The organism is Flavobacterium laiguense (assembly GCF_003097655.1).
Classification (GTDB): Bacteria; Bacteroidota; Bacteroidia; order Flavobacteriales; family Flavobacteriaceae; genus Flavobacterium; species Flavobacterium laiguense.
Map to the genome: position 1 here is coordinate 91,383 of NZ_QCZH01000006.1, position 26,447 is coordinate 117,829.

The window sequence follows — 26,447 nt, forward strand, 5'->3', positions numbered from 1 at the left end:
TATTTCTGACCCTTAATCCCTAAATTCTCTTTATATTTGTGCCTTTCGAAAAAACAACAAAAAAATGACTACTTTAAACGAATTGAATGCTATATCTCCAATTGACGGACGATATAGAAATAAGACAATGTCTCTGGCTCCTTTTTTCTCTGAAGAAGCTTTAATCAAATACCGTGTATTAGTTGAAATTGAATATTTTATTGCTTTGTGCGAAGTTCCTTTGCCGCAATTAAAAAACGTCAACTCCGATTTATTTGAAAGTTTACGTGCGATTTATAAAAACTTCACTACCGAAGACGCCCTTTGGATCAAAGAAACCGAGAAAGTGACCAACCACGATGTAAAAGCGGTTGAGTACTTTATCAAGGATGCTTTTGAAAAATTGGGATTATCTGAATACAAAGAGTTCATTCACTTTGGTTTAACTTCTCAAGACATCAACAATACTGCGATTCCACTTTCTACAAAAGAAGCTTTCGAGAAAGTATACATGCCTTCCTTAATTACTTTGACCTCCAAATTAAAAGATTTGAGTCAAGAATGGAGGGACATTCCAATGCTTGCGCGTACACACGGACAACCAGCTTCTCCAACTCGTTTGGGCAAGGAAATAGGAGTTTTTGTAGAACGTCTAGAAGAACAAATGCGCTTGTTGTTTAACATTCCGTTTGCTGCAAAATTTGGTGGCGCTACCGGAAACTACAACGCACACCATGTAGCCTATCCTCAAATTGATTGGAAACAATTTGGAAGTAAATTTGTAGAAGACAACTTGGGATTGCACCACTCCTTCCCTACTACTCAAATAGAGCATTACGATCATTTTGCTGCATTCTTTGATGCTTTAAAAAGAATCAACACTATCATTATTGATTTGGACCGTGACATTTGGACGTATGTTTCAATGGAATATTTCAAACAAAAAATAAAAGCGGGAGAAATTGGTTCATCGGCTATGCCACACAAAGTAAACCCTATTGATTTTGAAAACTCTGAAGGAAACTTAGGAATAGCCAACGCTATTTTTGAACACCTTTCGGCTAAATTACCGTTATCAAGATTACAACGTGATTTGACGGACAGTACCGTTTTAAGGAATATTGGAGTTCCAATGGGACACACTTTAATTGCTTTTGAAGCTACATTGAAAGGATTGAACAAACTGTTATTGAACGAACCTAAATTTCACGAAGATTTAGAGAAAAACTGGGCGGTTGTAGCCGAGGCGATTCAAACGATTTTAAGACGTGAAGCGTATCCAAATCCTTATGAAGCCTTGAAAGGTTTAACCAGAACCAACGAAGCCATTGATAAAAATGCGATTCACGGTTTTATAGCAACCCTTGATGTTTCGGATGAAATCAAAGCCGAATTAATGCAGATTACTCCAAGTAATTTCTTGGGAATTTAAAAAGCGAAGTATTTCTTTAATGCCTTAAAATTAAATGTCAGAAATATTATTTTTTGACATTTAATTTTAAGGCTCTTTTTTACACAAAAATTAAATAATTAAATTTCGTAGTGTATATTTACAGTCATATTTAAAATTTATGGAAAATTCTAAACTTTTTTTAAAAGAAGTAACTCTTTCTGGTTATAAATCGATAAACAATATTACTATTCAATTCCAAAAAGGGCTGAATATAATTATTGGTAAGAATGCTGCTGGAAAAACTAATTTTTTGGAATTTCTCAACAAAACGTTGTCACTAGAATATAAAGGACTTAATAACTTTTCTTCTACTCTAAAATTTAAAAACGGAGCAGACATTACTATTGAATCTAATAATTTTATAAACATCAATAAATTGTTAGACCCCGCAAATTTTGGAAATGAGGTTGAATCCGTTTTAAAAATATCACATAAAACTATCAATATATCAAATGAAACCTCTTTTTTCGAAAAACTTAAAGAAAATAAAATAATATTTGACACTACTTTTTTATGTCACGGCATACCAAAAGAGTATTCGATTGTTGACAAGCCATTTTCATTCAAACTTAGTATTGACGGTGGGTTTTCTAATGAATTGATGAATGGTGTTATGGATATATCCAATCCCTATTTCACTAGATGTTTTTTATTCGACATCCTTTTTTCAGATTTTGCTTCCAGCTCCATAAACCCCTCCGGTTTATTTGATATTGATTTTATCAAAAAATCTTTTAATCCAATCCTAAAAAAAACAGAAGCAATAAAATACATTCTAAACAAATATTCTCCAATTGAAGATATTAGATTTAGTGATAATTACAATATTTTTATAACAGAAGACAAAGAAAATTATACAATAAATAATTTTTTCTTAGAATTTAAAGTAGATGGAAGTTGGCTACCATTTTCTAATCTTTCTGACGGAACAAAGAGATTGTTTTATATAATCTCCGAGGTATTTGAAAATAAAGAAAACACAAATAAAAGACCTGCTAACAAAGGATGGGCAAATGAATCCGAAATAAGTAGAATTATTCTAATAGAAGAACCTGAATTAGGTATTCATCCTCATCAATTTCATAAATTAATGGAGTTTTTAAAAGAAGAATCAGAACATAAACAAATAATAATAACTACCCATTCACCACAAGCCTTAGATTCAATTAATGAAAATGAACTTAATCGAATAATAATTGCGTATGCTACTAATTCAAAGGATGGCACAAAATTAAAACATTTAGATGAAACAGAAATCATTAAAGCAAAGGCATATATAAAAGAAGATTTCTTAAGTGACTATTGGCTTTATTCCGATTTAGAAAAATAATCTTTATGAAAATAGGTTTAGTAGGAGAAGCCCCAAACGATACACAATCGATAAAAAATTTATTAGAAAAAAGATATTCAAGAAACAAATATGAATTCGTATTTATGCTTGACAGAATTAATGGGTCCCAATTAGACAGCGGTAAAACCAAAAGGCTTTTAGAACTCGAGTACAAAGACAAAAAACCTAATCTTGTAATATTCATCAGAGATTTAGACTCCTCGGCTAAAAAAGACGAGAGAAAAAAATACTTTAAAGACTCAAATAATATCGTTGACAACAAAGGAATTCCTTTGTTGCATATATACGAAATCGAAGCATTAATATTAACCGATATAACAACTTTCAATACAAAATATGGTTCGAAATTAGAAGAAGTTGAAAACGTTATGAAAATTGAAAACCCAAAAGAATATTTAAAAAAAGCATCCAAAAAATACAGTGAATCTCATAATGCAGATATTTTTAAATTAATCGATTTTGAAAAAACCTTAAATTGTGAATATTTCAAGCGATTTATCAAAACTTTAGATAAAGCTTTAACATCATAAATCCTTCTAAAAGCTGTCTTAATCGACAGCTTTTTTTTTGTGGAATTTATTTCCGAACCTGTCATTCCTACCTAAAACCCAAATCATTTTCGTAAATTAGCCCAAACTGTCTCAAAGCTTCGGGAGAAAGCTTCTAGAAAAAAAAACTGACACGAGCGAAGCGAACTGACGAAGTAAATAGCTCCTAAAAATGAAAATATTATGAGTGCAATAACTGAAACAACACAACATCTAGAACCTTTAATAACCGATTTAGGATTAATTCTAATGACGGCTGGAATTGCGGTTTTGATTTTCAAAAAGTTAAAGCAACCATTAGTTTTAGGCTATTTAATCGCAGGATTTTTGGCTGGAAACCATTTTAATTTTTTTCCGTCTGTAACGGATATGAAAAGCGTTGAAGTTTGGGCTGAAATTGGGATTATCATTTTATTGTTTAGCCTTGGACTCGAATTCAGTTTCAAAAAATTAATGAAAGTGGGCGGAACAGCATCTGTCACCGCGATTACTCAAATTACAACTATGACCATTTTGGGATATATGGTGGGGCAATGGATGGAATGGTCTACTATGGACAGTATCTTTTTGGGAGTTATGCTCTCTATTTCATCGACCACCATTATACTCAAAACATTTGATGAGCTTGGGGTAAAAGCCCAAAAATTTGCCGGAAACGTTATTGGGTCCCTCATCGTACAGGATATTATTGCCATATTGATGATGGTTTTATTATCGACTATAGCCGTTAGCGATCAGTTTTCGGGTAGTGTCTTATTACAATCGATTTTTAAATTGTTTTTTTTTCTGGTGCTTTGGTTTTTGGCGGGAATATTTATTATCCCTACTGTTCTGAAAAAAACAAAACATTTACTCTCTGATGAGATGCTGCTTATCATCTCACTTGCTTTGTGTTTGATGATGGTAATGCTAGCATCAAATGTTGGGTTTTCGCCTGCGCTGGGTGCTTTTATCATGGGATCTATCATTGCCGAAACTACCCAAGCAGAACACATCGAACATTTAATAAAACCGGTCAAAGATTTATTTGGGGCCGTCTTCTTTGTATCGGTAGGGATGTTAATCGATCCAGACGCATTGTTTGAACATGCTATTCCGGTCTTAATTTTATCTTTTGTTACTATTTTTGGACAATCCATAAGTTCTACTACCGGCGCATTACTTTCTGGACAACCCCTAAAAGAATCCATACGAACCGGGATGAGTTTGTCTCAAATTGGGGAATTCTCTTTTATTATTGCCACATTAGGTATGACGCTAAATGTCACTAGTTCTTTTCTTTACCCAATTGTCGTGGCGGTTTCGGCGGTAACCACATTTACCACTCCTTTTATGATTACCCTTTCGGGGCCTTTTTCAGAGTATTTATCTAAAAAATTACCCCGAAAATGGACCAAACGAATCGAACGCTATAGTGCCAATACGCAAGCCATAAAAACCGTTAGCAATTGGCAAACTGTTCTTCACGCCTATTTAATACAAGTAACCGTACTATGCGTAATTATTATAGCCGTTATTCTACTGTCTTCAACTTATATTTTGCCTTTGGTAAAACAATATCATTTTGGGAATGCCATGGGAGCTTTGATCACAGTAGCCATTTTATCACCCTTTTTATGGGCACTCTCTCTGCGAAGAGTAGCGGTAAATGAAGTAACTATTTTACTAGAAGAACGAAAATCCCGTGGTCCGATGGCCATGTTGTTTTTGTTCCGAATTCTGCTCTCTGCTTTCTTTATTGGTTTTTTACTGAATATCTTTTTTTCTCCACGTATTGCATTTATCGCTTTCATAATTGCAACGGTTCTTTATTTTGTTTTTCAAAAGAAACTCAATGCGCAATACCATAAAATCGAGAATCATTTCTTGTCCAATTTAAACGAAAGAGAAATTACTAAAGCCCGAAGAAGCAGAAGTGATTTATCTCCTTGGGACGGGCACATGGCTTACTTTGATGTTGCAGCTGAATCGAACATTGCTGGAAAAACATTGCAAAAACTACAAATTAGAGAACAAATGGGTATCAATATCGCTTCGATCAAAAGAGGCGACATTACGATTCATATTCCAACTGCCAGGGAGCGTCTTTTTCCAGGAGACGAGATCTGCGTTATTGGTACAGATGCCCAAGTGCAAGAATTCAAAAAATATTTAGACCAACATGAAACGGATATTTCCCCAGAAATTATAGAACCTGATATTGTTTTACGTCAAATCGAATTAAAAAATCACACCTTTTTAGGAAAAAGCATTAAAGAATCTAAATTAAGGGAAAGAACAAAAGGATTGATTGTCGGTATCGAAAAAAGAGGAAACCGTATCTTAAATCCAGAGTCATATGTTATTTTAGAAAAAGATGATATCTTATGGATTGTAGGTGACCGAAAATTATTAGGAGAATTGGTTCATGATTAAACAAACCTCACCCCCCAGCCCCTCTCCAAAGGAGAGGGGAGCTAAGAGCGAGTAATTTTGAATGATTTACTACAAAAAAAGGTGTAAGAAATGAATCTTACACCTTTTTTATTTTTTATTTTCTATTTTCTTTTTTCTGTTTTCTAAAATCTATTTTCTAAATTCTAATTTTTTATCTCGAATAATTCGGAGCTTCTTTTGTGATGGTCACATTATGAGGATGACTTTCGTTGATACCACTTGCAGTAATACGAACAAAACGTCCTGTTTCTTGCAAAGTAGCAATGTCTTTAGAACCACAGTATCCCATACCTGCACGAAGACCACCTATGAATTGTTGCATACTTTCGTTCAACTCTCCTTTATACGGTACACGACCCACAATTCCTTCTGGAACTAGTTTCTTAACATCGTCTTCCACATCTTGGAAGTAACGGTCTTTCGACCCTTCTTGCATGGCTTCAACAGAACCCATTCCTCTGTATGATTTGAATTTTCTTCCTTCAAAAATAATAGTTTCTCCTGGAGATTCCATTGTTCCGGCTAATAATGAACCTAACATCACACAATCAGCACCTGCAGCGATAGCTTTAGGAATATCTCCTGTGTAACGAATTCCACCATCGGCAATTACAGGAACTCCTGATCCTTTTAATGCAGCAGCTACTTCTAATACCGCAGAAAATTGTGGAAAACCAACACCCGCTACTACACGAGTGGTACAAATAGAACCAGGTCCTATTCCTACTTTTACACCATCAGCACCGTTTTCAACCAAATACAAAGCAGCTTCTGGAGTGGCGATATTACCAACGATTACATCTAATTCCGGGAATTTAGCTTTCACAGCTTTCAACACATCAACCACACCTTTTGTATGTCCGTGAGCGGTATCAATAATTACAGCATCTACTCCTGCTTTTACTAATGCAGTTGCTCTTTCAACAGCATCGGCAGTAACACCCAAAGCGGCTGCTACTCTCAAACGACCAAATTTATCTTTATTGGCATTTGGTTTTTGAGTTAATTTGGTAATATCTCTAAAAGTGATCAAACCAACTAACTCTTTTTTATCATTTACTACAGGTAATTTTTCAATTTTATGTCCTTGTAATACTACCTCAGCTTGTTCCAATGAAGTTCCTTCGGCAACGGTTACTAGATTCTCACTTGTCATTACCTCAACAATAGGTCTTGCTCCATTTTTTTCAAAACGTAAATCTCTATTGGTAACAATTCCTTTTAAAATTTTATTCTCATCCACAATTGGGATACCTCCAATACCATATTCTCTCATGGCATTTTTAGCATCGGCAACAGTAGCGGTCATTAATAAAGTAACAGGATCGATAATCATACCAGACTCAGCACGTTTTACTTTACGCACTTTGGCTGCTTGTTGCTCGATCGTCATATTTTTATGCAAAACACCTATCCCTCCTTCTTGTGCCATAGCTATTGCCATTGCACTTTCGGTTACAGTATCCATAGCTGCGGATACAATAGGAACATTTAATGTAATATTTCTTGAAAATTTGGATTGGATACTCACTTCGCGAGGAAGAACATTTGAGTAATTGGGAACTAATAATACATCATCGTAGGTTAAACCTTCACCGATAATCTTAGAGTTATGTGCTTTCATGTTGCAATTTGTAGTTGAATTGCGTGCAAATATAGACAATCTTAAGCAAAAAAGTATCTTACTCCCCGAATTTATTTTTAAATTGCAGTACAAACCAAACTCTTTTTCAATAGTTTCCCTTGCTTTTCATTAAAACTAAAGAAAAAAATCCGCTATTTATTATGACTTCAAAAAACCACTCCATAATAGGCCTAACGAATATTGAAGTTGAACAGTCCCGAATCCAAAACGGAGTTAATTCAATCGAACATCAAGACAGAAACAATCTACTTTCTTCCATCATTGAAATGGTAAAAGAACCTATGTTTCTGCTACTATTAACCGCTACCGCTATCTACTTTATAACTGCTGATTATGGCAACGGAATATTTATGGGAGTGGCTATAGTATTGGTCTCCACTATTTCACTCTATCAAGAATCCAAAAGCCGAAATGCTATTGAAGCCCTACATAAATTAACGCAACCCAAGAGCAAAGTCATTCGAGAGGACGAACTTATAGAAATACCGTCTGAGGAAATTGTTTTGGGTGATTGCATACAATGCGAAGAAGGAACTTTTGTTCCTGCCGACGGCATCATCATTCAGTCGAACGATTTTTCGGTAAACGAATCTATAATCACAGGGGAATCCTTAGCTGTTTTTAAAAGTGAAAAAAGCAAAAACAATCAAATATTCCAAGGTACAATTGTCGCTTCTGGCTTGGCCATTTGCAAAGTAAACGCAATAGGAAATCAAACACAATTGGGAAAAATTGGAAAAAGTCTGGATGATATCGTGGAAGAAAAAACACCTCTACAAATTCAGATTAGAAATTTTGTAACCAAAATGTCTCTTATTGGTTTAGTCGTATTTATTCTGGTTTGGGGAATCAATTTTTATAATTCCAGAATTCTTTTGGATAGTCTATTAAAAGCATTAACCTTGGCAATGAGTATTATCCCAGAAGAAATCCCGGTAGCTTTTGCTACATTCATGGCATTGGGGGCATGGCGATTAATGAAAACAGGAATCATTGTCAAACAAACCAAAACGGTAGAAACATTGGGAAGCGCTACTGTAATTTGTACCGACAAAACAGGAACCATTACCGAAAACAGAATGAGTTTGGCTCAATGGTATCTTTTAACAACAGATTCTTTCAATGACAATGACAATGGCAACTTATCTTTAAACGAAGAAGAATTATTAAGTCTTTCTATGTGGTCCAGTGAACCCATTCCTTTTGATGCTATGGAGATTGCTTTGCACGATGCTTACGCAAAAATAGGAATCAAAGACGAACGTCCCAATTACAAGATGATTCATGAATATCCTTTAAGCGGAAAACCACCCATGATGACCCATATTTTTGAAAACAAAAAAGGGGATCGCATTATTGCTGCCAAAGGAGCTCCCGAAGCCTTAATTGCCTGTTCCACTTTATCCGAAAAACAAACCAATCAAATCCTAAGCGCCATACAATCGATGTCCGAAAAAGGATATCGCGTTTTAGGAGTTGGAGTTGCTCATTTCTCAGGTAACGATTACCCAAAAACACAGCAAGAATTCATATTCGATTTTAAAGGGCTCATTGCCTTTTATGATCCACCAAAAGCAAATATCAAAGAAGTATTTGAAACTTTTTACAAGGCTGGAATTCAAGTGAAAATTGTTACTGGAGATAATGCTTTAACAACAGCAACTATTGCCAATCAAATTGGTTTTAGAAACTCTGGAAAAATCTTAAATGGAGACGAGCTTATGGCTATGGATGATGCAGCTTTGAGAGAAAAAGTTATGGAAACTAATATTTTCACAAGAATGTTTCCCGAAGCCAAACTTAAAATAATAAAAGCTTTAAAAGAAAACAACCAAATTGTAGCCATGACTGGCGACGGAGTAAATGATGGCCCAGCCCTAAAATCGGCTCATATTGGAATCGCTATGGGCAAAAAAGGAACCGAAATTGCCAAACAAGCTGCCAACCTAATTCTGATAGACGATGATTTTTCCAAAATGACCGAAGCCATTGCAATGGGTCGAAAAATTTACATCAATCTAAAAAAAGCAATTCAGTACATCATATCCATTCATATCCCAATTATACTTATTGTTTTTATACCGTTAGTTTTGGGATGGATCTACCCTAATATATTCTCCCCGGTGCATATCATTTTTCTGGAGATTATCATGGGACCGACTTGCTCCATAATTTACGAAAACGAACCCATGGAGAGTCATCTAATGTCGCAAAAACCGCGTCCTTTTACCAATACCTTTTTCAGCCTAAAAGAAATCACGATTAGCATTATTCAAGGAATTGTAATTACTGTTGGGCTTTTGTTTATATACCAATATGGGGTACAAAACACTCTTTCTGAAAATAGCACCCGAACCATGGTTTTCCTAACACTGATAGCCTCCAATATCTTTCTGACACTTGCCAATCGTTCTTTTTACTATTCGATATTTACCACTTTAAAGTACAAAAATAATTTGGTGTTATTTATTATTGGAATAACTATAGCGGTCACAAGTTCTATACTGTTTGTCCCTGTTTTCAGAACGTTCTTTATGTTTGACAACATCACTTTCCAAAAAACAGGTTTAAGTATTGTCGTTGGTTTTGTTTCGGTATTTTGGATAGAATTTTTTAAATTTTTCAGAAGAAAAAAGGAAAGCGAACTAACAAAGTCACTAGAGATTCAAGCGGATTGAACGATTGAAAGTTTATTATGTAAATTAAGACATGGTCTTATTCGCATTTCTACTACAACTCACTCCCGATAATTATCTGGATCAACCGTGGGTAACGTATCGCCGAACATGTTTTTAGACATTGGCTGCCCTCATATTGTCTCCAACGGCTGAAACCGTTGGCTATGATGTAATCAAAACAAGCTTATCGATTACTCCCTCCCGAAATTATATTAAATCCAATTTGAAAGGAGAGTGCATTTGCCTTGGCGAGATCCGTATACCCTAAAAGATTATCGGCGAGAACATAAAAATTCGCAATTCCAATTTTAGTGTACAATCCTAAACCAATATTTTTATAGGAATATGAATCTAATGTATATGTTGCTTTCATTTGCAACCCTTTAAAAAACCTTCTTCTATAATAAGCTGTCAAAGCAACCATAGGCGCTCTTGGTGTAGACATGGCAAAAAACTGGGCTCCAACGGCGCTTCTATACCAAGAATCTTCATCTGTATCACAATTGCATTCTGTCTGTCTTTCTTCCTCGAATGAATATTGAAAAGAAGAATAAAACTTCAATGGTCGTTGAGTTGTATAAGGGGTATATAATGTGTCTAACTGAATGGCATCTTTAAAATCTTGATAGGCGTTGTCTGGCGTACCATCTGCATTAAAATCAGTAATAACCCCTTTAAAATTATAACTCCCTTTCAAAGTATAACTTTCAACTTCCTGCGTGTGTTTTATATATCCAATATCCACTAAACTAGCAGTAATCTGAATGTCTTTTTGAGGATAATAGGTTAAACCGACATCAAAACCCAATCCTAAATTTCCACCTAAAAGTGCTTTCTGTTTTGTATCCTCAATAAGGTCACTTCCAAGATCACCATCATAATTTTCATCTAAATACTTGGCAGCACCCGATGTATTGAGTGTTAAATTGGATCGTATCGATTGATCATAGATCAAGTCTTTCCCTTGTACCGTGTAAAAAGACCCGGAATTGTGAGTGGATGTAGCATTAAAAAAACTGGAATAAATTTTCCCCCGTACTCCAATAGTGAATTTTTCGTTGATTGGTTTATTGAATCCAACATGAAAAACAGACAACAATTCGGCTTTTACACTTAAATCGCCCAAATTAAATGATTTCCCAATATAATCTTTGTTTCCATAGACACTCAATATAGCAAGATCGGTTGGAATGTAAATAAAAGTATCTAATTCTTGATACATCCCAAAAGAGACATACGATTTATTCTCTGGCTCTCCGATTCCAAAACCTGCGCTAAACAATTCCAATTGTTGGTTTGCCGTGACATAATCCTTTCTATTCGTTGTTGCAATAACCTCTTTGATCTTAGTATTGAAATCTACTCCATTATTGGCAAATAAATCATAGGCATTAATCCCTGTTGAACCAACATTAGCCGAAATACCGGATAATAATGGCACACCAAAAAACCATTTGTATTTTACATCTGCTCCTGGATTTGTTAATAATGATTGAGGTAATGGGGTAAAATTATATAAAATTTCTTTGTTTTGAGAAAAACAGACAACCGTTGCCAATAGGCATATAAAGACCTTTAATTTTATCATTTCACATCAAAATAAGCAGTTATACTTGAGCTTAACTCTATTCTACCCGGACTCGCAGCGGTTAAGGGTGGTCCTGGAAACATTAAGATGGAAAATATTATTTGATTGGTATTATTTAATATATCGATATTTGAACTATCAAATATTTCGGTTTTTTCTACTACTATTTCGGTTCCATTATAGGCAGGTATGTTCATATTTATATTGTAAATGGGAGCCTTATTTACATCCAGAAAAGTAATATTATAGGTATAGACCCTATTGATCGTATTTTTTACCCTGAAATACAATTCAGCTTTAACTAAATCCTCCTTAACAATCCCCTTGTCAAAAAAATTAACGTTTGCAATGTATGAAAATGCACTTTGTTCCACTCCATTAACCACAAATTGATTTGCCTCTAATGGGAAATACGCCAAATTTGTTGTAAAAACAGGCTTTACATTTAATTGATTCGCTTGCTCAAAGTCTAAATCACTACTACACGAAAAAGAGAGCATTAGCAACAGAATGCCTATTATTTTTTTAAAAAAAGAGTAATTCATAATCCTTGGTATTTGGTATAAAATAGAATTTTATACAGTCTTGAAAATAAAAAAACGACAAATATTCTATTTTATTTAATTTTAGCCTATTTTTTTAGAACAATTTGCACGCTTTTTTTCTTAATGAAACTCTCCAAATAATTTAGAAGCTTCATTATAAGCACTTTCAAAACTCATTGGACTACAATTTGTATTTCCCTTTTGTACAGTAAAATAGGACAGTAATTTTTCGGTAGGCATATTACCCGTCAAATTATCCGTAGCCATAGGACAGCCTCCGAAACCTTGAATAGCCCCATCAAAACGATGACACCCTCCTTTATAGGCAGCATCAATTTTTTCAAACCACTTATCGGGTGTGGTATGCAAATGGGCTCCAAACTCAATTTGAGGATATTGTGGAATCAGATTGGAGAATAAATATTGAATAACATCTGGTGTTGAACTACCGACCGTATCCGAAAGCGATAAAATTTTGACACCCATCGCGGCTAATTTTTCCGTCCATTGTGCTACAATCTCAACATTCCAAGGATCTCCATACGGATTTCCAAAACCCATAGAAAGATAGGCTACCACCTCTTTATTGGTCTTATCGGCAATATTTAATATTTCCTGTAAAGTTACCAAAGACTCTGCAATGGTTTTATGCGTATTTCGCATTTGAAAATTCTCTGAAATCGAAAAAGGGAATCCTAAATACTGAATTGCATTATGTTGAGAAGCCAAAGTAGCTCCTTGTGTATTGGCTATAATGGCTAATAATTTACTTTTAGTTTGGGACAAATCAAGTTGCCCTAATACCTCAGCGGTATCTTGCATTTGAGGAATGGCTTTTGCCGAAACAAAACTGCCAAAATCAATTGAATCAAAACCTACACGCAATAAAGACTGAATATAGGCAACCTTTCTTTCGGTAGGAATAAATGATTTTATGCCTTGCATGGCATCACGTGGACATTCGATAATTTTTATTGCCTTCATAGCGTCCAAATATAAGAAAGAATTATAGTATACGAAATCGTTTTCGTCTAATAATTCAAATAGCAAAACAAAAAAAAATAGTTCGCAATTTTTGAATACTATAAAATATTGCAGATCATAGTATTCAAAATTCACAATCTAATTTCTAATTTCTTAAATCTAAAATCTTTTTGTTAATCGCCTTTACTAGAGCTGGGCCTTCATAAATAAAACCGGTATACAACTGTATTAAACTGGCTCCTGCTTCTAGTTTTTCTAAGGCATCCTCGGCAGAATGTATTCCTCCCACTCCAATAATAGGGAATGATTTATTGCTCTTTTGAGAAAGAAAACGAATTACCTCGGTAGAACGTTTCGTCAATGGTTTTCCGGACAATCCCCCTGTTTCTATTTTTGCTTCCGATTGCAATCCTTCACGAGAAATAGTCGTATTGGTTGCTATTACACCCGCAATTTTAGTTTCATTTACAATATCGATAATATCCAACAATTGGTCATCGGTAAGATCCGGAGCAATTTTCAGTAACACTGGTTTTTGTTTTGGCCTAGCCATATTCTTATTTTGCAGTGTTTGCAATAATTGGGTAAGTGGTTCTTTGTCCTGCAATGCTCTCAAATTTGGAGTATTGGGAGAACTCACGTTTACCACAAAATAGTCTACATAATCGTATAAAGCATCAAAGCAAATCTCATAGTCTGAGGTTGCCTCTTCATTTGGCGTCAATTTATTTTTACCAATATTCCCTCCAATAAGAACACCTTTGTTTTTCTTTAATCGTTCTACCGCTTCTTGAACACCTCCATTATTGAATCCCATTCTATTAATGATAGCCGAATCCGCTTTAAGTCGAAACAAACGTTTTTTGGGATTTCCTTCCTGTCCTTTTGGTGTAAGCGTTCCTATTTCTATAAATCCAAAACCAAAATTAGAAAGCTCTTGATACAAAGACGCATCTTTATCAAACCCAGCTGCTAATCCAACCGGATTTTTAAATTTCAAACCAAAAACCTCAGTTTCCAATCTTTTGTCATTGACTTCATATAGTGATTTAAAAAGAGTTGGGAATCCCGGTATTTTAGATACCATTCTTATCAAAGAGAAAGTAAAATAGTGTACTTTTTCAGGATCAAAACAAAAAAGTATAGGACGAATAAAAAGCTTGTACATGGTTCTAATATTGATTTGCACAAAAGTAAAGAATAGTTTTTAGTTTTTAGGTATGGATCGAACTTAAAGCTTTTCAATTTTAAGAAATAGCATTATTAATTCAGTCAATCCAACAATATAGTTTCAGAAAGGAGATCTGTAAAAATAAAAAAACGACACCCAAAAGCATCGTTTTTCACTAACTAACAATTCAATACTTAAACTCTACTTCGGGAGTGCAGCTTGTATAGCCGCTTTATCGACATATTGAATTACCCTATCGATTTTATCATTGTTGTCAAAATGATAATCCGTATGTATCCATTGGGTCATTTCTTTTCCTTTTTTATATTTGGCAGTTGTTTTGTACCAAGCAAGTAGCCAAACCCCTTTAGCTTCTACACTCTGTGGTTTATTGACCATAATTGGCAACCATATTGCATCTTTGAAAGTAATGGACTCAATAACATTCATTCTTCTATTTTTCCAATACGATGCAATAGCGGCTTTTCCTACCAAACTATCGCCACTATTCCAAACATAAACGGCGCTATCAGCATACATATTCATCCAACCGTCTATATCGCCTTTTTCTAAATCAGCCAAACCTTTTTTTCCTATTTCACTATATTTAGGATCGGCAAACTCGGCAGGCTTAGTTACTGTATCTACCAAAGCAGATTCTGCTCTCTTTTCGGCAATTTCTTTTTTCTTACAACTTACAAATACCGAAGCACACAAAACAAATAAAAAAATCTTTCTCATAGTTTTAAATATTTAATTATTAATAGTGAAAATTTGTTTACTTTTTGACTAAGTTTTATTCTGAAAAGGAGTATAAATTTAACAAAAAAACAAATACGTTTCCTGAAAAAAGAAACAAAAACAAACTGACTATCAGTATTTTAAAATATAATTCTCAAAGCCATCAGAAAACAGAACACTTTCAACAGCTCCATGGAATAAAAAAAATACTTTTTAAAGCTTTTTAATTCTACAAATTAACATTAATGGCAGACCCAAATACACCATTAACTGCTTTATATTCCGATTGCACTTTTAAATTAAAAAAAATGACCCACATACTAAAATCTGACACCAAAAAATAATCTTAATAAACTATATATCAGTAACTTTATACTTTAATTTCATTGCATTTTAAATTATCTAGAAATGTATCATGGCAGACTTATAAACAGAAAAGAAGCAGGTATTTTACTTTCGGAAAAATTAAAAAAATACCAAGATAGTAACACAATAGTTCTCGCTGTCCCTAGAGGTGGAGTTCCTGTAGCTTATGAAATTGCCCAAAAACTACATCTTCCTTTAGACATTATTCTTTCAAAAAAAATAGGCCATCCTATGAATAAAGAATTTGCCATAGGAGCCATGACCATGGATGCAACAATAATAGATGAGCATCCAGAAGTTCCTAAGCAGTATATAACGGATGAAACTATTCGGCTAAAAAAATTATTACAAGAAAAATACAAACTTTACATGGGCTATCGAGAGCCACTAGAAGTAAAAGGAAAAAATGTGATTCTGGTCGATGACGGTATTGCTACAGGCAATACCTTATTGGCAAGTATAAGCATGTTGAGAAAAAGAAAACCCGCAAAACTAATTATTGCAGTACCCGTTTTGCCCTTAGATGTCCTAGAAATTTTCGAAGAACAAACGGATGAATTTGTCTACCTCATTACCTCAAGCAATTTCAGATCTGTTGGAGCATTCTACGACCAATTTCATCAAGTTGAAGATGACGAAGTGATTCAAATGTTACGAATCACAAATTCAAATACTTAAAACCTTTATTACAACATCGATTCTTTTAAAACTTATGAATCATGAAGAAATTAGACATAGACATCCCTTTATCAGCCGTGACACTGAAGGGAGATTTGGTTCTTCCGGAAAATGCATTTGGAATAGTTGTGTTCTCCCATGGAAGCGGCAGCAGTAGATTTAGTCCTAGAAACAAAATGGTTGCAGAATTGATTCAACAACAAAACATAGGGACTTTTCTCTTTGACCTGTTAACCGAAGAAGAAGATCAGATTTACGAAAACCGATTTAATATCGATTTATTGACAAACCGATTGATCGAAACAACGGAATGGCTAATGGCTAATGAAATCTCAAAAGACATGCCAATAGGGTACTTCGGGGCAAGTACAGGAGCAGCATCTGCCCTGAAGGCAGCAGCTTATTTTAAAAATTCAATTAAAGCCGTTGTTTCTCGAGGTGGTCGTCCAGATATGGTCATGGATGAATTATCCTTGGTAACAGCTCCTACCTTACTCATAGTGGGAGGGCTTGACATCGCAGTCATTAGGATGAACAAAATGGCATTTGCACAATTAGAGTCCGTAAAAGAAATGAAAATAATACCAGATGCTACACACCTCTTCGAAGAACCTGAAAAATTATCCGAAGTAGCCGATTTAGCCATTACATGGTATAAAACTTTTTTAAGAACTCCAGAAAGGTAAAACATTATAAATAGATTCAGTTTGAAAGAATAAAAAATTCCGAGCTTTAAATAATTTAAACCTAAATCTTTAGCATCACATTTTTAGCAACTAAAACCTAAATAGTAATTAACCCCTTTTCATCTCTATTTACCAATACCAAAACAGGAAAGCCGAAAACTGTATTTTGAAAGAGTAGGCGTTAAAATTTGATCCTATGAAAAAAACTTTTATTTTTCTAATCCTTCTACTTTTTATAATTAAAGGATTTAGTCAGACAACTCCAAGCACACCATTTTCTAAAGAAGATTACTTGGAAAAAAGTAAAACCCAAAAAACTACTGGCTGGATATTTCTTTCGGCTGGGTTAGCCATAACTACGGTCGGAATCATTGGCTTTGCCAATACTGACGACATTTATGACAACTCTACAGACACTTATGGTGCTTTAATTCTTACTGGCCCTCTCATTGCTTTGGGAAGCATTCCTTTTTTTATAAGTTCCGGAAGTAATGCCCGAAAAGCAGCAACCCTCTCTTTAAACTACCAACCTATTCATATTCCCAATCAAGGCTCTTTAGTTCAAAGTTCGCAACCTTCATTATCCGTAACAATCACTTTTTAATTTAATAAGTGTAGATTTATTTCAAGAGAAAGCAACAAAAAAGCCCCAAACGGGGCTTTTAAATATTCTAAATCTAAGTTTTTTATTTGCTTAAATACATTTTTCTTCTAGAGTACAACTCATAGAACTGATCGTCTTTTAAGTCATCAATAAACAAGATGCTTTCTCCTGTCGATTTCATTTCTGGTCCTAACGCTTTATTTACATTATGGAATTTACTGAAAGAGAAAACTGGCTGCTTGATGGCAAATCCTTTTAACTGTGGGTTAAAATCAAAATCAGTTACTTTATTATGACCCAACATTACTTTTGTGGCATAATTTACATACGGCTCGCCATACGCTTTTGCAATAAATGGCACTGTTCTAGAAGCCCTAGGATTAGCCTCAATGATATAAACAGTATCGTCTTTTATCGCAAACTGAATATTGATTAAACCAACTGTTTTTAAAGCTCTAGCAATATTATGAGTATGATCTTTTATTTGTTGCATCACAAACTCTCCTAAGTTAAAGGGTGGCAAAGTCGCATTACTATCACCAGAATGCACTCCGCAAGGTTCGATGTGCTCCATAATCCCTATGATATAAACATTACCATCAGCATCACAAATCGCATCAGCTTCCGCCTCTATCGCTCCGTCAAGGTAATGATCCAAAAGTAATTTGTTCCCTGGAATAGTTTTCAACAAATTGACCACATGCTCCTCTAATTCCTGCTTGTTGATTACGATTTTCATTCCTTGACCACCCAATACATAAGAAGGACGAATCAATAATGGAAAGTCTAAAGTATCAGCAAGTGCAGATGCTTCGTCAGCTGTTTCTGCGATTCCAAATTGTGGAAAAGGAATTTTTAATTCGGTCAACAAATCAGAGAAACGTCCTCTATCTTCGGCTAAATCTAATGCATCAAAACTTGTTCCTATAATTTTAATACCGTATTTAGATAATTTCTCAGCTAATTTAAGAGCTGTCTGACCTCCTAATTGTACAATTACCCCTTCTGGTTTTTCATGTTGAATGATGTCATAAATATGTTCCCAGAAAACCGGTTCAAAATACAATTTATCGGCTGTGTCAAAATCAGTCGAAACCGTTTCTGGATTACAGTTGATCATGATGGTTTCATAACCGCACTCTTTGGCGGCAAGCACTCCATGCACACAAGAATAATCAAACTCGATTCCTTGTCCAATTCTGTTTGGTCCCGAACCAAGAACTATTATTTTCTTTTTATCAGTTACAATACTTTCGTTGTCTACATAACGTTCTCCGTTTGCTTTCTCAATTTCGGCTTCAAAAGTAGAGTAGTAATAAGGTGTTTTAGCTTTAAACTCCGCGGCACACGTATCAACCAATTTAAACACACGGTTGATATTCATTGTCGAACGCAAAGTATGCACTTGACTTTCAAGACAACCCACCATGTGAGCAATTTGTCTGTCAGCAAATCCTTTTTGTTTAGCTTCAAGCAATAATTCTCTTGGCAAAGTTTCTACTTTATAATTCGAAATTTCTTTTTCTAAAGTATAAAGTTCCTCGTATTGTTTTAAGAACCACATATCAATTTTTGTGATTTCATGAATGCGACTCAACGGGATTCCCATTGCAATGGCATCATAAATTACAAAAACACGATCCCAACTCGCAAAAGTTAGTTTCTCGATAATTTGCTCATAATTTGTATATCCTTTTCCATCGGCACCAAGACCGTTTCTTTTTATTTCTAATGATTGAGTCGCTTTGTGTAATGCTTCTTGGAACGAACGTCCAATTCCCATCACTTCCCCTACCGATTTCATTTGAAGTCCCAAAGTTCTGTCGGCACCTTCAAATTTATCAAAGTTCCAACGTGGAATTTTCACAATCACATAATCCAAAGTTGGTTCAAAAAGAGCCGAAGTAGATTTGGTAATTTGGTTTTGCAATTCATCCAAATTGTATCCAAGAGCTAGTTTAGAAGCAATTTTCGCAATAGGATACCCTGTTGCTTTAGATGCCAATGCTGACGAACGTGACACACGAGGATTGATTTCGATAGCTACGATATCTTCTTTTTCGTCTGGAGAAACGGCAAACTGTACATTACATCCTCCAGCAAAGTTTCCGATACTTCGCATCATTAATATAGCATAATCACGTAATTTTTGGAAAGTTTTATCAGACAGCGTCATTGCTGGCGCAACAGTGATTGAATCTCCGGTATGAATTCCCATTGGGTCCATGTTTTCGATAGAACAGATAATAACCACATTATCGTTCTTGTCTCTCAACAATTCCAATTCGTATTCTTTCCAACCCATTAAAGCTTTATCAATTAAAACTTCGTGAATTGGCGACGCTTCTAAACCTCTAGTTAAAAGCTCATCAAAATCTTCTTTTTTATAAACAATTGCAGCTCCAGTTCCACCCAAGGTAAAAGAAGGACGGATAACCAGTGGAAAACCAAATTCTTGTGCAATTTCTTTTCCCCTTAAATAAGAGTTGCAAATTTCAGCAGGTGCAGTAGGTACATTAATTTTCTTTAAAAGTTGTTTGAATTGCTCCCTATCTTCAGTAATATTGATTGCATTAACATCAACCCCAATCAATTTCACTCCAAAATCTTGCCAAATTCCTTTTTCTTCAGCTTCCAGACACAAATTCAGCGCCGTTTGCCCCCCCATGGTTGGAAGTACAGCATCAATTTGTGGATGCTCTTTTAGGATTTGGATGATTGATTTAGTAGTTAAAGGCAACAAATAAACATGATCCGCCATAGAAGGGTCTGTCATAATTGTGGCAGGATTCGAATTGATTAAGATCACTTCGATTCCCTCTTCACGAATAGAACGTGCAGATTGTGAACCCGCATAATCAAATTCACACGCTTGACCAATTACAATTGGACCAGAACCTATTATTAAAACCGATTTTATAGATGTATCTTTTGGCATTTTATTTTATATTGTAGTTATTATTTTTATCACTTAAAGTTTGAAGTTTGTTACATCCTTCAAATCTTAACTTTAAAACTTCATTACCGCTTGGGTATAAAAAAAGGCGATACTAAAAAAAAGTAACGCCTTATTTATGTTTATACAAACATTATTTTTTGTGTCTTGGTTCACAAGAAACAGTCAATTTATGTCTTCCTTTAGCTCTTCTACGCGCAAGAACTTTTCTTCCATTAGCAGAAGCCATTCTGTCCATAAATCCGTGCTTATTTCTTCTTTTTCTTTTCGATGGTTGAAATGTTCTTTTACTCATTGCTTTGTATGTTTAAAAATCTTAATTAAGTGTCTATTTATTTTTGAATAACCATTATTCTAAAACCGAGTGCAAATATACAAAGACTTTTTTTTCTGGCAAGTAGTTTTTAAAAAATATTTTTAATTCCTTTTACTATCTTTGCAACCTTAAAACTTTATACATTATGTTTCATAAAAATATTAAACTTATTATTGCCGGACTTATTATAGTTACTGGCATTTGGCAATTTACTGAAAGTAATATTGGTAACGGAATATTCCTTATTTTATTATCTGGAATACCGGTTTTTTTATATTTCAAAAACGAGTTTATCTTACTTGCGTTCCTAAAATTGAGAAAACAAGACTTTGAGGGAGCCAAAAAATGGTTGGCTTACATTAAAAACCCGGAAACAGCTTTAGTAAGAAAACAACAAGGATATTTCAATTACTTACACGGAATAATGCTTTCGCAAACCAATATCAATCAAGCCGAGAAATATTTCAAAAAAGCGATCGAATTAGGTTTATCTATGGATATGGATTTGGCTGTAGCCAAATTAAACCTAGCTGGAGTTGCCATGACACGCAGAAGAAAACTAGAAGCAACATCATTATTGAATGAAGCTAAAAAATTAGACAAGCAAAACATGCTAAAAGATCAAATTGTGATGATGAAAGAACAAATGAAGAAAATATAACGATCACAACATTAAAATTTACTTTTTTAAACACTTCATAAACAAGCCATTCACTTTAGAATGGCTTTTTTTATGAATTTAACTCACTTAATCGGATTTATAAGTATTGTGTCGACAATTTAGCATACTTAAACACAAAGCGGATATTTTTGCTAAACGTTTTATAATTAGCCCATTATGCGCAGATTTTTACTCACAATGCTGTTTACTTTATCGATTTCATTTTCTTACAGCCAAGATACGATTAACTATTTTTCTGACGCTATACGAAAAAACACTAAGTCATACACTAAAGCATCCAATAAAGCATACGAAAGAAACAACATAAAGGAAGGTAAAGATCTTTTTGATTCCTTAGTAAAAAACAAACTTGTAGGAACCAAATTTGACGATTTTAATCTTAAAGTTTACAAGGAAAAAAATGTAAAAATAAATCGAATCAACAAACCTATTTTTATAATTACTTATGCTTCTTGGTGTGTAATTACAAAAGGAGAGATTCCCGCTTTAAATATATTGGCTAAAGAACACCGTAATGACATGCAAATTATCGTAATTTTTTGGGATAAGAAAAGTGACATTAAAAATATAGCCTATAAATTCAGTGATGATATTAAAGTTTGTTATGCAAATGAAAATTATACAAAAGACGCTCACCTTGTAGCAACCATTAAACACACATTAGGTTTTCCAACTTCTATATTTATAGATGAAAATAAAAATGTAGTTAACATCAAACATTTTGAAAACACCATTAAATTAAAAACCCCGATCAAACAAGCCATCATTACTAGTTATAACTACTTTAGCAAAGACATTAATGAAAACCTTGTACATGCCGTATCCAACAACAAAGGATTTACCACTAACTAAGTATTTTATATTTTCGCAATACTTAGCAAAAACGCTTCTTCATCGCTAATTCATCTAAATTAGGAGTACCCATAATTATTGAAGGCAAGTTGGCATTTAGCCATTTATACTTATTAAGAATCATAATATGAGTTCCTCCCGTTACGATGATACATTTTTTAATATATCGAATTGGAAAAATATCGTCTAAATCCCCGTGTATATGAATCACATTTTGATCAGCGATGGTTCGATCCCACAAGATAACCTGTTCAATCGCCCAATCCAGATAACGCTTATCCCGAACTGAAAGAAATTTTTCGTACAATTTAAGTCTTTGATTTATTTTATTACCAAAAGAAAACTTGGCCAAACTTTCTATATTTTGAACCAAACTTAATGGAATCAACTTGTAAGCCTTCGTTGTTTTTGCAACAATCATTCTCCTTGGAAATTCAAGATTGGTTTTTACACTAGAAATAATAATTACTTTCCTAGCAGCTATAAAACCTGCCATTTCCTGAACCAGAATCCCTCCAAAAGAGACACCAATTAACACTGGGTTTTCGTGCTTTATTTTTGTTGTCATCCGTTTGGCATACTCGGTCAAAGTTTCTTTTTCAAGAGGAATCTCCCACTCCAAAAAAAACATCTCAAATTGATCCTCAGGAAGTTTAATCCTCTCAAAAATAGCAACACTTGCCGCCAAACCCGGCATAAAATACACTGGAATTTTACTCATAATAATTTAAATCATTTATTGCTTTTTCTATGCGTAAATTACTGCAATTTATCAAAAAGAGCTCCGAAATACTAATCAAAGATTTTATTTTAACCCAGAATCCGCATTAGACTTCGTAGCGAAGCTGAATTATTCAATAAAAGCAAGTGCTCACGGACTATTTTTAAATGAGGAATACTTTTGTATTTTGATTTTAAAAATGGGAGTAAGTGCTTGATTTTGCAGAAGAATTCAGATGCAGTAGATTTCTAATGCGGATTCTAGGTTTAAACTCCATAAAAAAAGGCTGCTCAAATTTAGGCAGCCTTTCGTGTTATTTTAAGATTTCTTTCAGTTCCTCTAAGCTTACTTTTTTCTGTTCTCCAGAAACTAAATCTTTCAAACTATACTGATTATCTTTTATTTCTTCCTCGCCAACGATTACCGCAAAAGGAATGAAGCGTTTATCGGCATGTTGAAATTGTTTGGCTACTTTGGTATTATCCGGATACAGTTCTACTTTTATTCCGTCAGCACGCAATTCCTTAATCGCTTTCATCGAATAAAAAGCTTCTTTATCTCCGTAGTTAATGAACAACGCTTTTGAGGTAGACGTTACCGTTTCTGGAAACAAACCTAACTCTTCGATAACCAAACAGATTCGGTCTAGCCCAAAAGAGATTCCTACTCCACTCATATTTTTTAATCCAAAAATCCCAGTAAGATCGTCGTAACGACCTCCTCCGCCAATGGATCCCATGGCAACAGTTTTGGGCGCAGCCACTTCAAAAATAGCGCCTGTATAATAATTCAATCCTCTGGCCAATGTCACATCCAAATCTAAACTTGCCGTTGACAATCCCAAATTGATAACATTATCGCAAATAAAACGAAGTTCTTCCACTCCTTTCATTCCTTCGGCTGACGAAGACAATAAAACAGAAAGCTTCTCGATTTTCTCCGATATCGTTCCAGTGAAATTGAATAACGGCTGTACTTTTGTGATCGCTTCTTCAGAAATTCCTTTTTCAATCATTTCCTTTTTCACACCGTCCTCGCCTATTTTATCGAGTTTGTCTAAAGCTACCGTAAAGTCAATCAACTTATCTGATGCACCAATAACTTCGGCAATTCCAGAAAGTATTTTTCTATTGTTGATTTTTATCGTAACCCCTTCTAGACCCAAAGTGGTAAAAACAGAATCATACAATTGTACCAACTCTACTTCTTGCCAAAGGGATTTTGACCCTACCACATCGGCATCACATTGGGAAAATTCTCTGAAACGCCCTTTTTGTGGACGGTCGGCACGCCAAACGGGTTGGATTTGGTATCTTTTAAAAGGGAATTCAATTTCGTTTTGGTGTTGAACCACGTAACGTGCAAACGGAACAGTCAAATCATAACGAAGTGCTTTTTCCGAAATGCTGGAAATCAATTTCGTACTGTCTTTGGCTTCTAAATGAGTAGCATTGGCTTTTGCCAAAAAATCTCCCGAATTCAATATTTTAAATATCAATCGGTCGCCTTCTTCTCCGTATTTCCCCATTAGGGTTTCGGAGTTTTCGAATGAAGGAGTTTCTATAGGTTGGAATCCAAATTTCTCGAAATTGCTTTTTATAATTTGGATAATGTATTGTCTTTTTGCCACCTCAGCAGGTGAAAAATCTCTGGTTCCTTTTGGAATACTTGGTTTTGATGCCATTGTTAATTGTAGATTTTAGATTGCAGATTTTAGATTTTAGATTCAAGCAAAGATTACTTAATCCAAAAACATTCTTTTTAAATCATTTTGCAAATATCTTACTTTTAAAATAATTAAGTTTGAAAATTTTGTGATTTAATTTCATGGTTCTTTAGTAACGGAATGCCCTAGCCCAGATAGAAGCGGTATCCTTTTCTAGTTCCCTCTCGTCTTTTTTGACGAGACGGAACTAGAAAAGATACGAGCGGATAGCTGGAAATAGCTCCTGAAAAACATTTAAAGGAATTTCTAAAATCATAATTGTAACAAAATTTGTACTTTCGAGTCAAACAACTATGATGATAAAACTTTTTAAAGAAAATATCCGAATTGCGTTTGGTTCTATCCGAACTCAATTACTACGAACGATACTTACAGTAATGATTATCGCTATTGGCATAACGGCTTTGGTTGGAATTTTAACCGTTGTATCTGCACTAGAAAACACGTTATCTTCTGATTTTGCTTCTATGGGAGCCAATACTTTTAATATCAATCAATACGAAAACAACTCTCGAAGACGTGGTGGTGGGGAACGCGAAATTATAAATCCTGTTATTTCCTACCCCGAAGCGGTCGCTTTCAAGAACAAATACAATTATCCGCTGACCGAAACATCGCTTTCATTTACTGCAACCACTACTGCCGAAGTAAAATATGAAGCCGAAAAAACAGATCCCCAAATAAGTGTTTTGGGTGTAGATGAACATTTTTTGGTCAATTCGGGTCTTGAAACCAGTTCAGGTAGAAATTTCACCAATTTTGACATTAGCAACAATACATTCTCCTGTATTGTAGGTTCCGATTTTGAAAAAGGAATCCTAAAAGACGTAAATCCTATTGGAAAAACCATTTCGATTCGTGGTGCCAAGTTTAAAGTCATAGGTGTCCTAAAAGAAAAAGGGTCTACTTTTGGAAAAAGCCAAGATTTAAGGGTTTTTATTCCGATACAAGTAGCTCGTTCCTTGTTTACAACTCCCAACATTAACTACACCTTGAGCATCATGGTCGCAAAAAAAGAATTGCTGGATCAAGCCATTGACAATGCCAATAGCGTCATGCGCAGAGTTCGAAAATTAAGTCCGGTAAAAGACAATAATTTTGCCATAGTGAGAAGCGATGATTTGATTAATCGAATCCTTGGTATCACAAAATATTTAGGATTCGCCTCTTGGCTTATTGGCATTATCACTATTTTGGGTTCTTCTATTGCCTTGATGAATATCATGATTGTTTCGGTAACCGAACGCACTCGAGAAATTGGGGTTCGCAAAGCGTTGGGAGCCAAAAAAAGGACTATCGCTTTTCAGTTTTTTATAGAAACACTATTAATTGGACAACTAGGAGGTTTAGTCGGGATTATTTTCGGAATCTTAATTGGCTACGGAATATCAACTGCTATGGATTTTGTTTTTGTCATTCCGTGGCAAGCCATTATGGCGGCTTTTGTAACCAGTTTTATCGTAGCTCTTGTTTCTGGCTTGTATCCTGCCGTAAAATCCGCAAATCTGGATCCTATTGAAGCTTTGCGCTACGAGTAGATTTCAGTTTTCAACGTCATTGCGAGGAACAAAGCAATCACACTAAGTATTTACCAAAACAATTTGGGCGTGACCACATTAAGAAAATGGGCTACTAACCACACGTGCTAGTTGCCCATTTCCTTAATGCGGTCGGGTCATCCGCGTTACAAGGTAACTTGCTTCTACCCCTCACGCGCATTACGTAAAACGAAAACTGAATA

21 protein-coding genes are annotated in these 26,447 nt (G+C 34.7%); 11 read left to right on the plus strand and 10 right to left on the minus strand.

Going from position 1 to position 26,447, the window contains the following annotated elements; genetic code table 11:
• The first annotated feature begins 64 nt into the window (after window positions 1-64).
• The 4 genes from purB to DB891_RS07865 all read left to right on the plus strand — a co-directional run bounded on the left by purB (window position 65) and on the right by DB891_RS07865 (window position 5,746).
• Window positions 65-1,411, plus strand: a complete 1,347-nt coding sequence (purB, locus tag DB891_RS07850) for an adenylosuccinate lyase (protein ID WP_116762282.1) — start codon at window positions 65-67, stop codon at window positions 1,409-1,411.
• Between the two features lie 139 nt (window positions 1,412-1,550).
• Window positions 1,551-2,762 (plus strand): AAA family ATPase, encoded by a 1,212-nt coding sequence (locus DB891_RS07855; RefSeq protein ID WP_116762284.1) that lies wholly within the window; start codon window positions 1,551-1,553, stop codon window positions 2,760-2,762.
• Window positions 2,763-2,767: 5 nt separating this feature from the next.
• Window positions 2,768-3,313, plus strand: a complete 546-nt coding sequence (locus DB891_RS07860) for a DUF4276 family protein (protein ID WP_116762285.1) — start codon at window positions 2,768-2,770, stop codon at window positions 3,311-3,313.
• Between the two features lie 201 nt (window positions 3,314-3,514).
• Window positions 3,515-5,746: a cation:proton antiporter domain-containing protein gene (locus DB891_RS07865; protein WP_116762287.1), complete on the plus strand. Its 2,232-nt coding sequence runs from the start codon at window positions 3,515-3,517 to the stop codon at window positions 5,744-5,746.
• 172 nt (window positions 5,747-5,918) lie between these two features.
• On the opposite strand, the gene guaB is transcribed toward DB891_RS07865, so the two are convergent.
• Window positions 5,919-7,391: an IMP dehydrogenase gene (gene guaB / locus DB891_RS07870; RefSeq protein ID WP_116762288.1), complete on the minus strand. Its 1,473-nt coding sequence runs from the start codon at window positions 7,389-7,391 to the stop codon at window positions 5,919-5,921.
• Between the two features lie 161 nt (window positions 7,392-7,552).
• On the opposite strand from guaB, the gene DB891_RS07875 reads away from it, so the two are divergent.
• Window positions 7,553-10,090 carry a cation-translocating P-type ATPase gene (locus tag DB891_RS07875; RefSeq protein WP_116762411.1) on the plus strand — a complete coding sequence of 846 codons (2,538 nt, stop codon included), beginning with the start codon at window positions 7,553-7,555 and terminating at the stop codon, window positions 10,088-10,090.
• Window positions 10,091-10,274: 184 nt separating this feature from the next.
• On the opposite strand, the gene DB891_RS07880 is transcribed toward DB891_RS07875, so the two are convergent.
• From DB891_RS07880 to DB891_RS07900, 5 genes are all read right to left on the minus strand, one after another.
• Window positions 10,275-11,678 (minus strand): DUF5723 family protein, encoded by a 1,404-nt coding sequence (locus DB891_RS07880; protein ID WP_116762289.1) that lies wholly within the window; start codon window positions 11,676-11,678, stop codon window positions 10,275-10,277.
• A complete protein-coding gene (locus tag DB891_RS07885) occupies window positions 11,675-12,223 on the minus strand; it encodes a S1 domain-containing protein (RefSeq protein WP_116762290.1) in 549 nt (182 codons plus the stop codon). Before DB891_RS07885 ends, DB891_RS07880 begins: the two co-directional genes overlap by 4 nt.
• A 120-nt stretch (window positions 12,224-12,343) precedes the next feature.
• Window positions 12,344-13,207, minus strand: a complete 864-nt coding sequence (locus DB891_RS07890) for a beta/alpha barrel domain-containing protein (protein WP_116762413.1) — start codon at window positions 13,205-13,207, stop codon at window positions 12,344-12,346.
• Between the two features lie 145 nt (window positions 13,208-13,352).
• A complete protein-coding gene (locus DB891_RS07895) occupies window positions 13,353-14,375 on the minus strand; it encodes a quinone-dependent dihydroorotate dehydrogenase (protein WP_116762291.1) in 1,023 nt (340 codons plus the stop codon).
• Between the two features lie 204 nt (window positions 14,376-14,579).
• Window positions 14,580-15,119 carry a nuclear transport factor 2 family protein gene (locus tag DB891_RS07900; RefSeq protein ID WP_116762292.1) on the minus strand — a complete coding sequence of 180 codons (540 nt, stop codon included), beginning with the start codon at window positions 15,117-15,119 and terminating at the stop codon, window positions 14,580-14,582.
• 408 nt (window positions 15,120-15,527) lie between these two features.
• On the opposite strand from DB891_RS07900, the gene DB891_RS07910 reads away from it, so the two are divergent.
• The 3 genes from DB891_RS07910 (at window position 15,528) to DB891_RS07920 (ending at window position 17,453) form a co-directional block, all read left to right on the plus strand.
• Entirely contained in the window at window positions 15,528-16,163 is a 636-nt protein-coding gene (locus DB891_RS07910) for a phosphoribosyltransferase (RefSeq protein ID WP_116762294.1), read from the plus strand.
• 41 nt (window positions 16,164-16,204) lie between these two features.
• Complete coding sequence (locus tag DB891_RS07915) at window positions 16,205-16,849, plus strand: dienelactone hydrolase family protein (RefSeq protein WP_116762295.1); 645 nt, start codon at window positions 16,205-16,207, stop codon at window positions 16,847-16,849.
• 196 nt (window positions 16,850-17,045) lie between these two features.
• The gene (locus DB891_RS07920; protein WP_116762296.1) at window positions 17,046-17,453 is read left to right on the plus strand and encodes a tetraspanin family protein; all 408 of its coding nucleotides are present in this window, start codon (window positions 17,046-17,048) and stop codon (window positions 17,451-17,453) included.
• 82 nt (window positions 17,454-17,535) lie between these two features.
• Here the strand turns inward: DB891_RS07920 and carB are convergent, their stop codons facing one another.
• Together carB and rpmH are read right to left on the minus strand one after the other, a co-directional pair.
• Window positions 17,536-20,391 carry a carbamoyl-phosphate synthase large subunit gene (gene carB / locus DB891_RS07925; protein WP_116762297.1) on the minus strand — a complete coding sequence of 952 codons (2,856 nt, stop codon included), beginning with the start codon at window positions 20,389-20,391 and terminating at the stop codon, window positions 17,536-17,538.
• A 151-nt stretch (window positions 20,392-20,542) separates the two neighbouring features.
• Window positions 20,543-20,704 carry a 50S ribosomal protein L34 gene (gene rpmH, locus DB891_RS07930; protein WP_007136275.1) on the minus strand — a complete coding sequence of 54 codons (162 nt, stop codon included), beginning with the start codon at window positions 20,702-20,704 and terminating at the stop codon, window positions 20,543-20,545.
• A gap of 166 nt (window positions 20,705-20,870) precedes the next feature.
• On the opposite strand from rpmH, the gene DB891_RS07935 reads away from it, so the two are divergent.
• A complete protein-coding gene (locus DB891_RS07935) occupies window positions 20,871-21,386 on the plus strand; it encodes a DUF2892 domain-containing protein (RefSeq protein WP_116762298.1) in 516 nt (171 codons plus the stop codon).
• A gap of 177 nt (window positions 21,387-21,563) precedes the next feature.
• Complete coding sequence (locus DB891_RS07940) at window positions 21,564-22,259, plus strand: TlpA family protein disulfide reductase (RefSeq protein WP_116762299.1); 696 nt, start codon at window positions 21,564-21,566, stop codon at window positions 22,257-22,259.
• A 22-nt stretch (window positions 22,260-22,281) separates the two neighbouring features.
• On the opposite strand, the gene DB891_RS07945 is transcribed toward DB891_RS07940, so the two are convergent.
• On the minus strand, window positions 22,282-22,980 hold the full coding sequence (locus DB891_RS07945) for an alpha/beta hydrolase (RefSeq protein ID WP_116762300.1): 699 nt from the start codon (window positions 22,978-22,980) through the stop codon (window positions 22,282-22,284).
• Between the two features lie 313 nt (window positions 22,981-23,293).
• On the minus strand, window positions 23,294-24,664 hold the full coding sequence (gene hisS, locus DB891_RS07950; protein WP_116762302.1) for a histidine--tRNA ligase: 1,371 nt from the start codon (window positions 24,662-24,664) through the stop codon (window positions 23,294-23,296).
• Between the two features lie 335 nt (window positions 24,665-24,999).
• Here hisS and DB891_RS07955 point away from each other — a divergent pair, with 335 nt between their 5' ends.
• A complete protein-coding gene (locus DB891_RS07955) occupies window positions 25,000-26,244 on the plus strand; it encodes an ABC transporter permease (RefSeq protein WP_189337125.1) in 1,245 nt (414 codons plus the stop codon).
• Window positions 26,245-26,447 lie beyond the last annotated feature (203 nt).

Excerpts from the sequence above, each read along its gene's own strand:
- hisS (WP_116762302.1), bottom strand. The coding sequence starts at position 24,664 with ATGGCATCAAAACCAAGTATTCCAAAAGGAACCAGAGATTTTTCACCT.
- DB891_RS07955 (WP_189337125.1), top strand. The coding sequence starts at position 25,000 with ATGATGATAAAACTTTTTAAAGAAAATATCCGAATTGCGTTTGGTTCT.
- DB891_RS07880 (WP_116762289.1), bottom strand. The coding sequence starts at position 11,678 with ATGATAAAATTAAAGGTCTTTATATGCCTATTGGCAACGGTTGTCTGT.
- DB891_RS07895 (WP_116762291.1), bottom strand. The coding sequence starts at position 14,375 with ATGTACAAGCTTTTTATTCGTCCTATACTTTTTTGTTTTGATCCTGAA.
- DB891_RS07860 (WP_116762285.1), top strand. The coding sequence starts at position 2,768 with ATGAAAATAGGTTTAGTAGGAGAAGCCCCAAACGATACACAATCGATA.
- DB891_RS07875 (WP_116762411.1), top strand. The coding sequence starts at position 7,553 with ATGACTTCAAAAAACCACTCCATAATAGGCCTAACGAATATTGAAGTT.
- DB891_RS07865 (WP_116762287.1), top strand. The coding sequence starts at position 3,515 with ATGAGTGCAATAACTGAAACAACACAACATCTAGAACCTTTAATAACC.
- DB891_RS07935 (WP_116762298.1), top strand. The coding sequence starts at position 20,871 with ATGTTTCATAAAAATATTAAACTTATTATTGCCGGACTTATTATAGTT.
- guaB (WP_116762288.1), bottom strand. The coding sequence starts at position 7,391 with ATGAAAGCACATAACTCTAAGATTATCGGTGAAGGTTTAACCTACGAT.
- DB891_RS07920 (WP_116762296.1), top strand. The coding sequence starts at position 17,046 with ATGAAAAAAACTTTTATTTTTCTAATCCTTCTACTTTTTATAATTAAA.
- DB891_RS07885 (WP_116762290.1), bottom strand. The coding sequence starts at position 12,223 with ATGAATTACTCTTTTTTTAAAAAAATAATAGGCATTCTGTTGCTAATG.
- rpmH (WP_007136275.1), bottom strand. The coding sequence starts at position 20,704 with ATGAGTAAAAGAACATTTCAACCATCGAAAAGAAAAAGAAGAAATAAG.
- purB (WP_116762282.1), top strand. The coding sequence starts at position 65 with ATGACTACTTTAAACGAATTGAATGCTATATCTCCAATTGACGGACGA.
- DB891_RS07945 (WP_116762300.1), bottom strand. The coding sequence starts at position 22,980 with ATGAGTAAAATTCCAGTGTATTTTATGCCGGGTTTGGCGGCAAGTGTT.
- carB (WP_116762297.1), bottom strand. The coding sequence starts at position 20,391 with ATGCCAAAAGATACATCTATAAAATCGGTTTTAATAATAGGTTCTGGT.
- DB891_RS07940 (WP_116762299.1), top strand. The coding sequence starts at position 21,564 with ATGCGCAGATTTTTACTCACAATGCTGTTTACTTTATCGATTTCATTT.
- DB891_RS07915 (WP_116762295.1), top strand. The coding sequence starts at position 16,205 with ATGAAGAAATTAGACATAGACATCCCTTTATCAGCCGTGACACTGAAG.
- DB891_RS07855 (WP_116762284.1), top strand. The coding sequence starts at position 1,551 with ATGGAAAATTCTAAACTTTTTTTAAAAGAAGTAACTCTTTCTGGTTAT.
- DB891_RS07890 (WP_116762413.1), bottom strand. The coding sequence starts at position 13,207 with ATGAAGGCAATAAAAATTATCGAATGTCCACGTGATGCCATGCAAGGC.
- DB891_RS07900 (WP_116762292.1), bottom strand. The coding sequence starts at position 15,119 with ATGAGAAAGATTTTTTTATTTGTTTTGTGTGCTTCGGTATTTGTAAGT.
- DB891_RS07910 (WP_116762294.1), top strand. The coding sequence starts at position 15,528 with ATGTATCATGGCAGACTTATAAACAGAAAAGAAGCAGGTATTTTACTT.